Genomic DNA, 15111 nt, shown 5'->3' with positions numbered 1-15111 from the left:
ATTTAACGTTATACAAAATATTAATCGTCTAACAAACTAACATTAAGAATCGAGAATGAATAAATCAGTGAAAAAAAAGCTCGGCTTATTGCCATTAACTCTTTTAGTGGTAGGAAGTATTGTCGGGAGTGGTATATTTAGCTTGCCACAAAATATGGCTGAAGGTGCTGGAGCTGGCTCGATATTAATTGCCTGGATAATTACCTTATTAGGCATGTTCATGCTAACGCGTATTTTTCAATATTTATCAGTGCGATTTTATAAGATTAACGACGGTTTGTATGGCTATGTTCGGGAGGGATTTGGTGATTATATTGGTTTTAATGCCGCATGGGGGTATTGGATATCTGCATGGATGTCATGCGCAAGTTATTTAGTCATATTATGTAGCGCACTTGGCTCCTTTCAATATTTGCGTTTTTTTGGCGATGGTACCACCCTTGCCTCACTCATCTTCGGACTGTGTTTTCTATGGCTGGTGCATTTTTTTGTATTAAAAGGTATTTATCAAGCATTCCTGTTAAACTGTATAGTTACCTTAGCTAAAATTATTCCGATTGGACTGTTTATTGTTTGTATCATTCTGGCTTTTAATGTCACAACATTTAATATTGATTTTTGGGGCTCTCCCCAGCTAGGATCGATTGTACAACAAGTTAAACATACCATGTTATATACCGTATGGGTCTATTTAGGTATTGAAAGTGCCACTGTTTATGCAGCCAGAGCTAAAAATATCCTTACGATAAGCCGTGCAACCTTTTTCGGCTTTGCTATTACCAGCTTATTATTAGTATGTGTATCAGTTTTATCATTAGGGATCGTACCACAACACGAATTAGCCGCCATGAAAAATCCGTCAATGGCATTAGTGATTGAACGCGTTGTTGGAAGCTGGGGAGCTACTTTTATCAATCTTGGTTTAATTGTTTCGGTCAGTGGAGGTTTATTATCGTGGATAATGTTAGCGGCCGAAATGTTATTCTTAAGTGGTCATGGTGAACAACATACTGTTCCTCGCTGTTTTGGTATAGTAAATAAAGCAGGTACGCCGGCAAATGCCTTATGGCTAACAAGTCTACTCATTAGTATTTTGCTAATTATGGCTCATTTTTATCAATCTGGTTATAATACCTTGATTCAGCTCTCTACCTCAATGGTATTAATCCCTTACCTACTTTCAGCCGCTTTTGTGTTTAAACTTGCCTTAGCACAGGGTAAAATATATTTAATTATCATTGGCCTTAGTGGCACAATATACGGATTATGGCTGATCTACGCAGGTGGTTTAAGCTATTTATTGCTTTCTATGATCCTTTACAGCTTAGGGCTGTTTTTTTACCGCTATGCCCGTAAGCAAAGAGGATTAATGGTATTCAATTATTTTCATGATAAGGTTTATGCCACAATTATCGTGCTATTGGCCATAAGTGCGTTAGGGTATTTTTATCTGTAATAAGATAATTAGAACGGGTCAGTAACGATTAGTCAATTAAATTAATTATTCGTTGCTGATGATCTAAATAAATAAAAATCGGCTAACAATTGTTTAAAATCATCACTATACTTTCCATTTTCTTCGCGTAGATAAAGCTCAGATTCACTAGTTATTTGCTGACAGGGAGAAAAACACATTAAAGTAAGCGAATATGGTTTCGCCACTGTATAACGTAGATTTAATCTATTGCACAGTAGAAGTTGATTATTTTCACACAGTTGTTTAAATAACTCAGCTAAATGATAAGGTAATACTAAACAAAATTTACCATCAGATGTTAATAAGCGCTTTACTGTCGTTATCAGCTGTTGGAAATTTAAACTTTCCGTATAACGTGCTTGTTGACGCTGTTGATTGCGACAACTGACTGCCGGTTCAAAATAAGGTGGATTGGTAACAATAAGATCATAGTAGCCTGACTTACTGGTATTAAATTGATTAATATCTTGTAAATAGGTGGTAATATTGTTAAAAGGTGCCTCTTGAATGTTTTGTTGACATTGCAAAATGGCTTGCTCATTAATATCCACTGCATCAATTTGACAAGGCTGTTGTGCTAAACGCTGAGCAAGCATTAAAGCAATAACGCCACAACCAGTACCGATATCTAATACTCGCCTAACCTTAGTATCAATTGGTGCCCAGGCACCTAATAGACAGCTGTCGGTAGTAACTTTCATTGGGCTTCGATCATGAGCAACAAAAAAATGTTTAAACGTAAAACCACCTTTTTTTAATTTCTGCATTTAACTACCTTTGCAAACGACGGACAAACAAGGGTTTATTAGATGCCACGGCATCAGCAAAACGAGTTGGTTCAGGCAAACGATAACCTTGCAAACAGTTGATGACCCATTTTAATGCAGTTTGTTGACTCACTCGATGACCGGTCGATATAAATAACGGATTACAGCGAAGTTTACTACGTAATACCCAACCGATTTGCTGTTCCGCTGATTTGTCCATTAATTTTTCATAAGCTAATGGCGTACCAGCAAGTTCTGCATGTTGACCATAAAGCCTTTTTTTGGCAACACCAATCGTTGGCATATTTAATAATAGACCAAGATGACTGGCAATACCGATACCTCTTGGGTGCGCAACACCTTGACCATCCACTAACAAGAGATCTGGTTTATGATCAATTTGTTGCCATGCTTGAAGCAAAGCTGGATATTCCCGAAATGATAAATATCCTGGAATATAGGGAAAGGCTGTCTTAATTTTAGCAATTTTATATTCAACCAGTGCTAAATCAGGATATGACAACACAACAATCGCCGCTCGAGTTATTTCACCACCATTTTCAAATCCCACATCAGTACCACCAATATAGCGTGGTTCAGAAAAATCAAAATCAAAATCATCTTGGGTGATTATACGACAAGCATAATCCAGTTGTTGTTGCTTTAATTGCTCTAAATTGATAGACATTTTTTTTTAGTATCGTATTATTAAGCTGTTTCACTATTTTAGCAGATTATTTCATGGCATTTACACTGATTACCCCCTTTTGTCTTACTGAAGAAATTAAAAAAAGTCGCTTTATTGTCAATGCAGCGTCAATTAATACTGTTCAGGAAGCAAGTGAATTTATTGAAAAAGTCAGTGATCTTACTGCTACTCATAATTGTTGGGCATGGAAAATCGGTAATCAATATCGTTTTAATGATGATGGTGAACCCACCAGTACTGCTGGCCGCCCTATTTTAGCTGCTATTGAAGGACAAGATTGTGATCAGACTATTGTGGTGATAACACGTTTCTTTGGTGGTATAAAATTAGGAACAGGTGGATTAATTAGAGCTTATGGAAGTACTGCCAGCCATTGCCTACAACAAGCACCATTACAACCCATTGTAATTCGTATAAAATGTGCTTTGTCATGTTTATATGCTGAATGGCCCGTGTTGGAGAACCGGCTTAAAGAAGCTAATGCAGTCATTGAATCACAAGACTTTAATGCGCTTGGTACAGACATCATTTTTGCGATTACCGAAGAAAACTTAGCCAACCTTAATCAAACGGTAACCAACCTGACCCGAGGACGTGAACAGATAATTATTTTAGATTAAGCTAATTAATTTTATTGCAATACTCAGTCGAGCAAGAATTAAGCTAATTCTAAATACAATCATTTAATCATGGCATTTTAAAGCACTTCGTATTGGCATCATTTATGCGGATAGCACAGAAGAATTAATTAATCTCTATCGAACACAAGAATAAATCTCACCTAACGGCTTGAAAGAAAACTTTAAGAAATTAATTTGATTTAAGGTTTTCTTAATTTTTATTTGCTAAACTTGATTAACCCTTATGTTTATTTCTTTAAATCATGGATCAGAAAAAAATCAATTTTTGGCAAACCTTTTTTTGGCAATATCTCTTTTATGCTTACTTTTCATGTGGATTGCAGCTCGTGTTAGTGATAACTAAGCATAGCATGATTGGTGGATTACGTGATTCGTTAATCTATACACTCTTATGTTTAATTCCTGGATTAATATTTCCCAAATATTGCAAAAAAATTGCCTTAATATTGGGGATTATATTATGGCTGACTTCATTAATTCCAATTAGTTACTTTTGTATTTATAGACAAGAATTTTCTCAAAGTGTATTTTTTGTGATGTCTGAATCAAACTTGCAAGAAACATCTGAATATCTACAACAATATTTTAGTATAACCTTGCTAATCACGTTAATTATTTATAGTTTAATCGCCTTTTGGTTGTGGACCCATGTTCGCCCTTTTCATGTCAAATATACTAAACGTTTGCTGCTTGGTTTGCTAATCATCTTTCTAACGGTGATTTTACCATTTTTTAATTGCTTATTAATTAAAAATAAAAATGTTGATGGCAGTGTCAAATATATTGTGTCTAAAATGGAAACCACGTTACCATGGCAATTATTGATTAGTTTTAATAAATATCATCAACAATTAACTAATATGCATGCATTATTGAAACATTATGAATCTGTTCCCCCCATTCTTAATCTTAGTGATAGCAATGGCAATATGCCCAGAACTTTAGTATTAGTAATTGGTGAATCCACAACGAGAACACGCATGAGCCTTTACGGCTATGAACGTAATACTACCCCATTATTAGATCAACTTTATCAACAAGATAAAAACTTGATCAAGTTCAATGATGTTATTACATCCAGACCTTATACGATTGAGGTGTTACAACAAGTTTTAACATTTGCTGATGAGCAGCATCCTGATTTATATTTGCAATCGCCATCAATAATACAAATTATGAAACAAGCTGGCTATAAAACCTATTGGATTACGAATCAACAAACCATGACGGCACGCAATACCATGTTGACCATGTTTTCGCAACAAGCCGATAAACAATTTTATTTAAATAATGATCGTAATCAAAATTCACGTCAATATGATGAAGTGGTGCTAGAGCCATTTAAGCAAGTACTTAATGATCAAGATGAAAAGAAATTCATTATTGTTCATTTGTTAGGAACTCACATGAATTATCGCTACCGTTTCCCTGAACAATACAAACGGTTTACATCTGCACCAAAAAATTTCAATTTGGATAATAAGGAGTTAGAACATTTCAATAATTATGATAATGCAGAAAGCTATAATGATTTTGTGGTAAGTCAATTAATTCATACTTTTGCCGATTCGAAACCAAATGGGTTTTTACTTTATTTTTCTGATCATGGTGAAGATGTCTATGAAAGTCCAAGTCATGATGTATTAGGCCGAAATGAAAAAGCCCCAACTGAACCTATGTATACCATTCCATTTTTACTTTGGATTTCTCCACAATGGCAACAGACTCATGCCGTAAATTATCAACAATATACTAATCGAAAATATAGTACGGCAGACTTTATTCATACTTGGTCCGATCTTGCTGGATTAAACTATAATCTCTATGAACCAAGTAAAAGTCTAGTTAATCCAGCCTTTGTTGAAACAACCCGCTGGATTGGTGATCCATATGCAAAAAATGGTTTGCATGATTTTGATAAGCTTTTTCGTAAATAAGACAGCAAATTAATCACCGTGACAAGTTATTAGCCATAAATAATCAATAAGCTATTTTGCAACCCTTAAATAGTTATTGATTATTTTTTTAAAATCCAAATATCTTTAGCTGCTAATAACAAGCCAATCATTAAACCGACTAAATGTGCAGTATTAGCAATTGCTCCTAGCCAGCCAGAATAACCAGCAATCAACCAAACGATAGCTATAATAAGCATTCCGCGATCAAATCTTATGGTTGAAGTTTTAACATTCTCACCATATAACCATACATATCCCATCAAAGCATATACTACCCCAGATAAACCACCAAAATAGGGACCTGATACTTCTGCTGTCGCATAATTGCCAAGAATAGCTGCTAGAATTAATATTTCAAGCAGTTTATATATTCCTCGATATTTTTCAATCATTCCCCCTAAATACCACCACCAAACCAAGTTCGAAACTAGATGCAATAATGAAAAATGCATGAATACTGGTGTGAAATATCGCCAAAATTGAGTATAATTAGCATCAATTGGATAACCTAAATAGGCTAAAAGTATATTTTTACCAAAAAGTAATAGTAGCATATAACAAAATATACAAGTCGCTGTGATCAATTTTGTTAATCCCCCAACTGAAATAATGTTGGGTAAACTAAGGGTAAATAATTTACTGGGACGATGAGGAAGGTTACTACCAATTTGCCAACTTGCATTGGTATAGTGAGGATCAAGCGGATTTTCTAAGTAAGCATTTAATGCTGATTTAACGGTTATAAGAGTATTTTCATCATCACTATCGAGAAATAATGCATAATTTCCTTCTGCATCGGATTCCATCCGCACAATAATTCCCTTAGTTTTCATATAATCCACAAAAGTTTGAGCATATTGTGCATGTTTAAATGATACCAAATACATATTAATCACCTTTTAATACTGTTACTATTAATAATTATACCAAAAATGCAACTGATTAATGCTAATGAGTATGCTTTAATAGAGATTTTGTTATGATTAAATATTTTTATTTAATAAATAAACGCGAAAATCGGATGAAAATCATTTAAAGAAAATTGGTACATAAATCACAAAAACGCTACTTAGCATTAAAATTAAATTAACTTCCACATAGATTTTATTACCATAAGAGAAATGCCATGCCTTTCAGTTAATCTACGCTAAATTCGATTATAGTAATTAAATAAAATTTAGAGGCCACATTATGAAAAAATGGATTATTGTTTTTATTTTTTTTAGTATTAATGCATTTGCTAATTTTTCAGCAAAAGTAATTAAAGTTATTGATGGTGATACAGTTGAGGTTCTAACCACGAAAAATAATAAAATAAAAGTACGCTTAATAGATATTGATGCACCAGAACATGGTCAACCCTATTCTCATAAGTCAAAACAATACCTAGCGTCATTGATAGATCAAAAACAGGTTTTAATTATAGATAAAGGCAAGGATATTTATAAAAGAACATTGGCTATTATTTTGTATCATCAGATGAATATTAATCAAGAAATGGTAAAAAGTGGCTATGCTTGGGCTTATCGCTTTAAAAATAATGCAACCAATCAAAAATTTCTAAAAATTGAAGCAAATGCAAGGCAAAAAAAATTAGGATTATGGCAAGATAAACAGCCAATTGAACCATGGGTATATAAGCAGTCACACAAAAAATAAAAAACCCTATTATAAATAGGGTTCTTAAATATTCGGTGTAATCGGTTATTTAGATTACTTTTACGTCCGCAGCAGCTGGTCCGCGAGCACTGTCTTGAATTGAAAATTCAACATTTTGACCTTCTGCTAAAGTTTTGAAACCATCATTAACAATTGCAGAAAAGTGAACAAATACGTCTTTACTTCCATCAGCAGGAGTGATAAATCCAAAACCTTTACTTTCATTGAACCATTTAACTTGGCCAGTTTTTTTAGTCATTTAACAATATCCTAAATATATAAACAAAATAAACACATATCAAAAATATGTGGATTGACATAAAACTTACAAATCTTATTTATAACACTTAGAAAGAAGCTAAAGCTAATAAAAACAAACAATGGTAAGTATACTATTAACGAATTATTTTCAAATTCTAATGCTTTAATAGAGCTGCACGTCGTATGCTGTGCATATTAACGCACATAACATGACAGATAGCAAGCTATTTCGAATTTTTCTTAATAATAATTTTACACAAGAAGTATCTCTAAATTGAGATATCTCTTGCTAAACGACGCGGTATTTATTATAACATCATGTTTTTATTGAAAAATAATTTTAAATTATAACAAAAGACAAAATTATGTCTACGTTAAAAACTTATTAACTAATTAGTTAATACCAATTAGTTTAATCGATAGAAACTTCTGATGTATGAACTTAAATAAACTGACAACCGACAGTTTGGCTAAAGACTTAATTAATTTTACATACAAAATTAATAATATATAAAACAAGTTTTAAATCAAATATTATATTAAAAATCACATAAAGTCAATTAATTAGTATTTCACATATCGTTATCATTATTTCTATTTAAACATTTATGCTTAACCTAAAGTAATATAAATAAATCAAATTAGTTGACAAATGATTTTAATTTTTTGAAATTAACCTCTTAATCTAAGCTTTCTTTTAAATTCCATGAAGCTCAGCAACTTTTTTCTTATCTTGAATTTTTTTTCATTCTGTAAAATAGTTTATTAGTATGAAAGCGCTTTTAGAATGTTCTTAAAAATCTTTAGTTCAAATATCATTTTCTACACTCCCAATATCATTAATTGTTATCTTATCGATGGACCATAATTTCCATAGGCTGGCTTATTAATTAATAAAAAAACGCAATTTGTTGTCAGCATATTATTCATACACTAATGCATACAATTAACATATCAAGCCTTTAAACATTCCAACTGTTTTAAATTTCATTGCTATCAAATAAAGGGTTTCATTTAGTACACTATTGTTCAGTAAGGGTTACTATAAAAAGATATTAATTGAATGTTGTCTTAAACATAAATTAATAATACTGTTGCGAAGTGAGTCTATTTAATAGAAATTTTCCCATATTTTTTGCATATTAACAAAGTAAAAGGATTTTAAATAAATCGGTTTGTAATTAATAATATATCTATCTTTAACCGTAAATAATATCCATTTAGTATTTAAAAATATTTATCATAAACAACGCGCATTTAAGCGTTAAGTTTTTGAGCAAATTTAGCTATTTTTCGGTCATATCAAACTTATTTTGAATTAGCATAATAATATTATATTAAAACTGGTAACAACGCTTAAACTTGCATATTGTTAGAACGTTGTTAACAGTAAACTCTCACGGGATGTATTATGATTATACATTTAACTTTATAGGGAGCTCATAATGAGATCGACTTATTAAATTACATAGATAAACCGCTTGAAGGATATGATCTATGTTTACTTGTTGGTTTTGTCCGATTTTGTCTAACACTTCGCTGAGTGTTGTTAACCCTAAAGTATTACAATCATTTTTCAACTGAATCAATCGCGATTTATGGTAAGTTGCTAGTTCCAATCGACCTGAACAAGTCAAGCTTTGGAGTAAATTTAAAAGAGGTTGGATTATCATTGTTGATAAGGTATTTTGCATGTAATGCGTTGGCTTAAATTTTGTGTTTGATGCCGCGGATAATTTGAAACGAGCTAACAGTTTACTCAGTATTGATTTATCCTTTTGTACTTGTTCAATATTGTTGAAGTCTAAACTGAACGTATTGATATCCCCATCTAACGACGGTTTATAAAGTAAGGCAAAGGGTTCGAGATCTAAGCAATTGTCATTCCTTATGCATTTTACTAGTACCGTCAATGGTCGATTACCTGCTTTTAGAAATATATGTAAGAGATCCAAACGTTTTTGTTGTTGCCCATACCAAAATATTCTTAATAAAAGCTGATTTTGTTGATTATCTTCAACACACCAAATTAAGCTTTGCGCAACTTCATCAAACTTTGGTTGCTCAAAATTAGTAATATGTATAAAAATGACTTCATTTAATAATGTATTATCCACCGTGTTTTTTTGTAAATAATGACTTAATTCTGACCAATTGTTAAAACCAACCTTAGCTTTAAATTGTTCATAATCTTGATGCTGCCAGCTGGTTTTTTGTAATGTTACTTTCGAACCACTGCTAGCAAGTTTCCCTTCTACTGATAAACGTGGATGATCAAGTGTAAAAGCGTGTGTCATTAATGCACTTGGCATCATTTGCCAAAGCGATGCCGTATCCCATATTGAGTGCTGATTAAAATTACTTTCGCTTCTATTAGTTCTGGCTATGGTTGTTTCATAATATTGTTGTTGTTTCTTATCCCAAAAATAAAACGTTGCTCCCAATGAGCCGGTTCTACTTTGCCACCAATTACCCCCCAATGGTAATAAATCTAATGTTTGTTTTTCTGTTTGATAGTTACGTTTTAATTGCCCACGTAGCACCGATAATTGTTGACCTTGATGATTTAATAACATATTGATATAACCACTTAGCTGCGCTAAAAAAAGCAAAATATCTTGCTCATCTACCGAAAAATGGCGATCTGCCATAAGTTCCACTAATTTACAGAGATGCCTGAGCATAGCAGCTAATCTGGGGAGACCTTGCGATCGCGCCGACATATTAAGCAGTTGTATTTGTTTAGCTTGGCTATGTGTAACATGGAACAATCCATGGTGAATTAACGCATGAATATAGGATTCAATTTGTTCTAACAATGCCATTTCATCAGACGAAAGTCTGCCAATGTCATTTTGCGTGTTAGCCAAATCTTCGGGCCAAGCCCATGCTTGTTGATGTTGTTGGAATAGATAAGCAATCAGCGCTAAATGCACCGCTTTTTTTTGTTTTGCCGGCAACTCAGAAATCATACCATTAAAACCTGCCCCAGCCATATAGATTATAGGAGTGCTACTTTCTGCTATACTAAAACGTAATTGCCCATCTTGTTGCTGTATGCTAATACTATTTTGCTCCTGCCAATCAAAAACCAATTGATAAGCTAAACGTATATCAGCTTTACCAAAATTTTTTAATAGTTTTTTGACATCTAAAGAGAGTATTTCAGATATGACATCGACTGTAGCACGAACTTGTTGGCTAGGTTGCTGATCATTAGATATAACATCAATAGCCGATTGTGATTCTAGAGCTAAACGATCAGTATTTGCTTGTAACCATAACACAGCACCAATGATATGTTTACAATGACCATGAGCCGGACAGTCACAACTGGCATTATGGATACCCTGCGATGAAAGTGTAACATTTTGTCCATCCACAGCAAAAGTCATAGCCTCATGTTGTTGTTCAATCAAGGTGATTTTATTTGCCTCGATATCTTTACGTGCCCGACGAATTAGTCCGATATTGGCATACATTGCCAGTGCATCTTGGTCATAATTTAAATAGACTTTGTACCAACTCATTTGAATATCCAAGTTACGATTGAAAATAAATGCGCTATAAAATCAATGTCTAAATAGGATTGTTCATTGAAATAGTGATCTGATTGATTTATAGGGGTAAATTGAATGTCCAAGCTAGCTGCATTGGCTTGTAACCATAATATAGCGCCAATTATATGTGCACAATGACCATGGGCTTGACAGCTACAACTGGCCATGTGAATCCCTTGCGATGAAAGTTTCACTTGCTGACTTCCTATTTTAAACGTTATTGCATCTTGCTGCTTTTCAAGCAAGATTATTTTATTTGCGGCAATATCTTTATGTGCTCGTAGTAATTGTTCGGTATTGGTGTATTGTTTCAACATAGCATTGTCAAAACTTAGATAAACTTGATAGTTATTCATTGCATTACCTCTGCTAACCAATTAGCAAAATGTTCTGGTGTTAAGGCAGCAACATGCATACCGCGGTTAACCAATTGTTGAGATATTTGCGTGTCGTAGACAGGCTCAGCATTCTCATCTAATGCGGCTAAACCTAGCATCTTAACCCGTTCGCTGTTGATTCTTGCAACGGTATTATATAAATGATTTAGGGCTCCTCCTTCACAAAAATCACTAATCAATACTAATACTGTTCTTAGTGGATTGGTTATTCTTTGTTCAGCATAGTCAAGCGCTTTAGCAATATCAGTACCACCGCCAAGTTGTACGGTCATTAATACTTCAACCGGATCATGTGCTAAATGAGTCAAATCAACGATTTGAGTATCAAATACAAATAACTTTAAATTTACCGCCGGTAATTTAGCAATAATGCTAGCACAAACCGCCGAATAGATGATCGAACTGTCCATTGAACCACTTTGATCAACACATAAAATAATATCCCAAGCCAACTGTCGATTTGAACGTGAATTAAAAATGGCTTTCTCGATTGTGATTCGTTGCTTAACCTGATCATAATGTTTTAAATTTGTTTTAATCGTAGCACGCCAATCAAAATTTTGATTAATTTTAATCTGCGATCGGTTAAAACGATTTTTTTTACCGGTTATCGCTCTGATGAAATGCGAGCGAATCTTTTGTAAAATTTCATCGACAACTTTTTGGCATACATCTTTTATTGCACTATGCATTTCATTGTTTAATTTACCACGTAGATTCATCAACAAACGAAGTGAATTAATATTGGGTTCTAACGATCGGACTGCTTTGGGATCGTTTAAAATTTCTTGTAATCCATATCGCTCAATCGCCTGTGATTGCATCCGTTCAAAGGTACTTTGGGGAAATAACTTACGTGATTGATTAAGCCAATTAACCGTATTATAAATTGAGCTTTCTTTCCCCCCTGCTTGGCTTTTCTCCTGCCCTTCTTTTTCAGTGAGCAATCCGCGACGACGATATTCGTGTTGGTAAAGATAATCCAACGACTGTGAAATTTGTTTATCGGTTGAATTAAATTGATTTTGATTTAAATGTTCTTCAGCATATTTGCCCAAAATCAGTCGCCAGCGCTTTAGATGTTCAGCGTTAGTTATCTCACTGGCTGAATCATGATTTGTCATGTTAAACCTCTATTGTTTAAACCAGTTTTGTAAATGCTGTTCTTTAATATGATCCGTGATCAATAACTCTAAAGAAATAGCTGTTTTAAGATCATTTTCGGTAAATTCAGATGGTTGAAGATCTAAACCCTCATGTTCAATACCATATTTTCTGGCAATTTTCTCAGCTAAAATAACATTTTGTTTAGGTGTGAGTTGACTAAATGCACAGCGTAAATTAGGCAGCATTGTGATAAAGTTCTCAACTTGCCAAGTTTTGACTAAATGATCCAAACTATCAATTAAGATAGTCGAGTAAAGAATTAATTCCGGCGCACTTTGCATGATTCCAAGGAAATAATTAGTCGCTTGTTCGCCCTCTGCACCAATAGCAAATGCCGTTTTTATCGCGTTCTCTAATTCTACTTCACTAAGATAAGAATCTATGTAACTGATACCATCGATTGCACCTCGCAATAACGGCGCTGAATTTAAACCTTGGCGTATACGATATAGATTTTGATAAAAATCTTGTTTAAGCTGTTTCTTATCCAGCGGTTCAGGTAAATTAGTGATAAAATCTCGTAATGATAGTAATAACTTTAGATTTTGCTGTTGTTGCTCTTCTTCAGATTGTTTAAAACGTTCAAACAAAAAGAAGGCTTGTGCAGGAATTTTAGCTAATAGCGTCAATAATGTATCATTAGCATTAAGTTCTAAGAAAGTTCGCCCCTGCCATAAATAAAGAAGCTGGTCACCACAACTGATTAACGAATCTAAATCATTATCACTTTCAATAAAATATCTCAGATCGTTTAACACCTGTCTAAAATAGGATTGAAGTCCCATTAACGCGGCTTGAACTACACTGCTCACTGCATGACCACTTGATTGTGATAAACCTTTTTGCGCTAATTGTTCTGTCTGCCAATGCAATTTTTTTATAGCGATCTGCTTTAGCTCAGTACCTTGGTCAGATAATTCGATCAAATTGGCTTCAACCATTGGGGTCCAAGCATATTGCCAATCTTCAAACATAATCGATAATCGCTGACCATGTATATAATCGGGACCATCAAGACGTTTGGCAAAACCAATTTCTAAAAAAGCCATTAAATGTAAAAAACGACTACGTTGCCGATGCTCAGGTTTGCGATAAATATCGATATGAGACAATTTCGGTTGGGTATCTTCTAATTTAAAACGATATGTTTTCAATGTTGTATAAACATGATGAATTAATGGCGGCAATACTGTACCATCTGGAATATGTCCCAATTGATTACCTGATAAACAATTGATAACTATTTGCCAAAACTCACTTCGCATATCGTGAACACTACCTTTGATAAATGCCGATTGAATGGCATCAAGTAGATCAAAACGTCCTGGACCATCATGCCCACGCAGCTCAGCCAATAAACAAGCTTGTTCGATTGCAGATCGTAATGGAACAAACCCAACCACATCATCAAATTGTGATCGCTTCCGTAGTTGACCAGCAATTATTGATAAAAACTGTAATACATGCTTTTGTCGATTAGATTTACTCGTGCCATATTGCTGCGGATTTTGTTCATAATCGAGCATAGATAGCCAAGAAGCTTGATAAAATGCAGGTGATAACATCCCTGATGCATAACCATTTAAAGCATCTAATCGATCATAACTATAGCGGATAAGCCATGATTGATCTTGTTCAGCACTTTTTTGTTGACGCTCAAATTGGGTTATGGATGATTTTGTTGGAAAAACGAGTTGATTTTGCCACAATCCTTCCAGAAGTCCTAATGTATGAAATCCTCCTGTTACCACTACAATACTCACATCCGGCTGAGCTTGTTTTAATTGTGCTATCGCAGTTAACATATATTGTTCACGTTGCGATGTACCCTCTGCTTCAAGTGATTCAGGTTCATAATCCAAGCGTGCCATGGCACACCAAATAAATGTATCTAAGAAAAATTTTTGCCAATTAGCAATATCATCATATTGTCTTAATTCGAAAAGATGTTCCCAAACTTCATCATGATCTCGGCAATGCAATTTTTGCTGGAGCTGTTTAATATATTGGCTATGTTTTAAATAGACTTCAGAAAGTAATGAGTGACTTTGTTCAGTATTTTTTTCACAAAGAATTTGTTCAGACCAAGGTAAATCAATGAATTGAACGATAGCATGCTGTTCTTTTGCCATCCGCATTGCTTGCCACTCTGGTGAATAATCACAAAACGGATAAAATGCCGAATGCGTCCTCTGCTCGGTTAATACATTATTCTGCTGTATTTTTTCTGCTCCTGCTTTAGCACTAAGTTTTGTTTGACAGAGTATGGCAATAGGGGGTTGGATACTGCTGTCATATAAAACTTCCAGCATAGTAGAAAAGCTGGCCGGCGCCTCAATTAGAACATGTGTCGGTTTCACTTGTTTAATCAACTGCCTAACGGCATAACTACAAGCGGGACTATGGTGACGTACCGGTGCAAAGTAGATTTGTTCTTGCTGTAAAGCCTGCTGATTAGCTAATGCTTTTAACAAACGCTCAGGTAGTCGTGTTTCACTATTGGTCATATTCATC

Annotated in this window: 12 protein-coding genes; 4 read left to right on the top strand and 8 right to left on the bottom strand. The window is 34.1% G+C overall.

Translation table 11 applies throughout. The features are described from left to right. Positions 1-55 precede the first annotated feature (55 nt). Positions 56-1456 (top strand): basic amino acid/polyamine antiporter, encoded by a 1401-nt coding sequence (locus tag FcAc13_RS04870; RefSeq protein ID WP_187755077.1) that lies wholly within the window; start codon positions 56-58, stop codon positions 1454-1456. A 41-nt stretch (positions 1457-1497) separates the two neighbouring features. Here FcAc13_RS04870 and FcAc13_RS04865 read toward each other — a convergent pair whose 3' ends face one another. Together FcAc13_RS04865 and nfi are read right to left on the bottom strand one after the other, a co-directional pair. Then, a complete protein-coding gene (locus FcAc13_RS04865) occupies positions 1498-2244 on the bottom strand; it encodes a tRNA1(Val) (adenine(37)-N6)-methyltransferase (RefSeq protein ID WP_187755076.1) in 747 nt (248 codons plus the stop codon). Between the two features lie 4 nt (positions 2245-2248). Next, positions 2249-2926, bottom strand: a complete 678-nt coding sequence (gene nfi, locus FcAc13_RS04860) for a deoxyribonuclease V (RefSeq protein ID WP_187755100.1) — start codon at positions 2924-2926, stop codon at positions 2249-2251. A gap of 59 nt (positions 2927-2985) precedes the next feature. On the opposite strand from nfi, the gene FcAc13_RS04855 reads away from it, so the two are divergent. Together FcAc13_RS04855 and cptA are read left to right on the top strand one after the other, a co-directional pair. Further along, on the top strand, positions 2986-3573 hold the full coding sequence (locus tag FcAc13_RS04855) for an IMPACT family protein (protein ID WP_187755075.1): 588 nt from the start codon (positions 2986-2988) through the stop codon (positions 3571-3573). Between the two features lie 263 nt (positions 3574-3836). Beyond that, positions 3837-5531, top strand: a complete 1695-nt coding sequence (cptA, locus tag FcAc13_RS04850; RefSeq protein ID WP_187755074.1) for a phosphoethanolamine transferase CptA — start codon at positions 3837-3839, stop codon at positions 5529-5531. Between the two features lie 80 nt (positions 5532-5611). Here the strand turns inward: cptA and glpG are convergent, their stop codons facing one another. Next, on the bottom strand, positions 5612-6439 hold the full coding sequence (glpG, locus tag FcAc13_RS04845) for a rhomboid family intramembrane serine protease GlpG (RefSeq protein WP_187755073.1): 828 nt from the start codon (positions 6437-6439) through the stop codon (positions 5612-5614). Between the two features lie 304 nt (positions 6440-6743). On the opposite strand from glpG, the gene FcAc13_RS04840 reads away from it, so the two are divergent. Next, a complete protein-coding gene (locus tag FcAc13_RS04840; RefSeq protein WP_187755072.1) occupies positions 6744-7211 on the top strand; it encodes a thermonuclease family protein in 468 nt (155 codons plus the stop codon). 49 nt (positions 7212-7260) lie between these two features. Here the strand turns inward: FcAc13_RS04840 and cspE are convergent, their stop codons facing one another. From cspE to FcAc13_RS04815, 5 genes are all read right to left on the bottom strand, one after another. Next, on the bottom strand, positions 7261-7470 hold the full coding sequence (cspE, locus tag FcAc13_RS04835) for a transcription antiterminator/RNA stability regulator CspE (protein WP_187755071.1): 210 nt from the start codon (positions 7468-7470) through the stop codon (positions 7261-7263). 1417 nt (positions 7471-8887) lie between these two features. After that, positions 8888-11002 (bottom strand): hypothetical protein, encoded by a 2115-nt coding sequence (locus FcAc13_RS04830; RefSeq protein WP_187755070.1) that lies wholly within the window; start codon positions 11000-11002, stop codon positions 8888-8890. Then, entirely contained in the window at positions 10999-11388 is a 390-nt protein-coding gene (locus tag FcAc13_RS04825) for a hypothetical protein (protein ID WP_187755069.1), read from the bottom strand. The genes FcAc13_RS04830 and FcAc13_RS04825 overlap by 4 nt, the downstream gene beginning before the upstream one ends. Further along, on the bottom strand, positions 11385-12554 hold the full coding sequence (locus FcAc13_RS04820; RefSeq protein ID WP_187755068.1) for a VWA domain-containing protein: 1170 nt from the start codon (positions 12552-12554) through the stop codon (positions 11385-11387). The genes FcAc13_RS04825 and FcAc13_RS04820 overlap by 4 nt, the downstream gene beginning before the upstream one ends. A gap of 9 nt (positions 12555-12563) precedes the next feature. Continuing rightward, a complete protein-coding gene (locus tag FcAc13_RS04815) occupies positions 12564-15104 on the bottom strand; it encodes a DUF5682 family protein (protein ID WP_187755067.1) in 2541 nt (846 codons plus the stop codon). Positions 15105-15111 lie beyond the last annotated feature (7 nt).

This window comes from Frischella japonica (genome assembly GCF_014489845.1).
Lineage (GTDB): Bacteria > Pseudomonadota > Gammaproteobacteria > Enterobacterales > Orbaceae > Frischella > Frischella japonica.
Note: the sequence above shows the minus strand (reverse complement) of the source record. Positions and strands in the feature narration are given on the sequence as shown.

What these genes read in the sequence shown, in the direction of transcription:
- FcAc13_RS04865 (WP_187755076.1), bottom strand. Translation starts at nt 2,244, where the DNA reads ATGCAGAAATTAAAAAAAGGTGGTTTTACGTTTAAACATTTTTTTGTT.
- FcAc13_RS04870 (WP_187755077.1), top strand. Translation starts at nt 56, where the DNA reads ATGAATAAATCAGTGAAAAAAAAGCTCGGCTTATTGCCATTAACTCTT.
- FcAc13_RS04825 (WP_187755069.1), bottom strand. Translation starts at nt 11,388, where the DNA reads ATGAATAACTATCAAGTTTATCTAAGTTTTGACAATGCTATGTTGAAA.
- FcAc13_RS04820 (WP_187755068.1), bottom strand. Translation starts at nt 12,554, where the DNA reads ATGACAAATCATGATTCAGCCAGTGAGATAACTAACGCTGAACATCTA.
- FcAc13_RS04815 (WP_187755067.1), bottom strand. Translation starts at nt 15,104, where the DNA reads ATGACCAATAGTGAAACACGACTACCTGAGCGTTTGTTAAAAGCATTA.
- FcAc13_RS04840 (WP_187755072.1), top strand. Translation starts at nt 6,744, where the DNA reads ATGAAAAAATGGATTATTGTTTTTATTTTTTTTAGTATTAATGCATTT.
- FcAc13_RS04855 (WP_187755075.1), top strand. Translation starts at nt 2,986, where the DNA reads ATGGCATTTACACTGATTACCCCCTTTTGTCTTACTGAAGAAATTAAA.
- glpG (WP_187755073.1), bottom strand. Translation starts at nt 6,439, where the DNA reads ATGTATTTGGTATCATTTAAACATGCACAATATGCTCAAACTTTTGTG.
- cspE (WP_187755071.1), bottom strand. Translation starts at nt 7,470, where the DNA reads ATGACTAAAAAAACTGGCCAAGTTAAATGGTTCAATGAAAGTAAAGGT.
- cptA (WP_187755074.1), top strand. Translation starts at nt 3,837, where the DNA reads ATGGATCAGAAAAAAATCAATTTTTGGCAAACCTTTTTTTGGCAATAT.
- FcAc13_RS04830 (WP_187755070.1), bottom strand. Translation starts at nt 11,002, where the DNA reads ATGAGTTGGTACAAAGTCTATTTAAATTATGACCAAGATGCACTGGCA.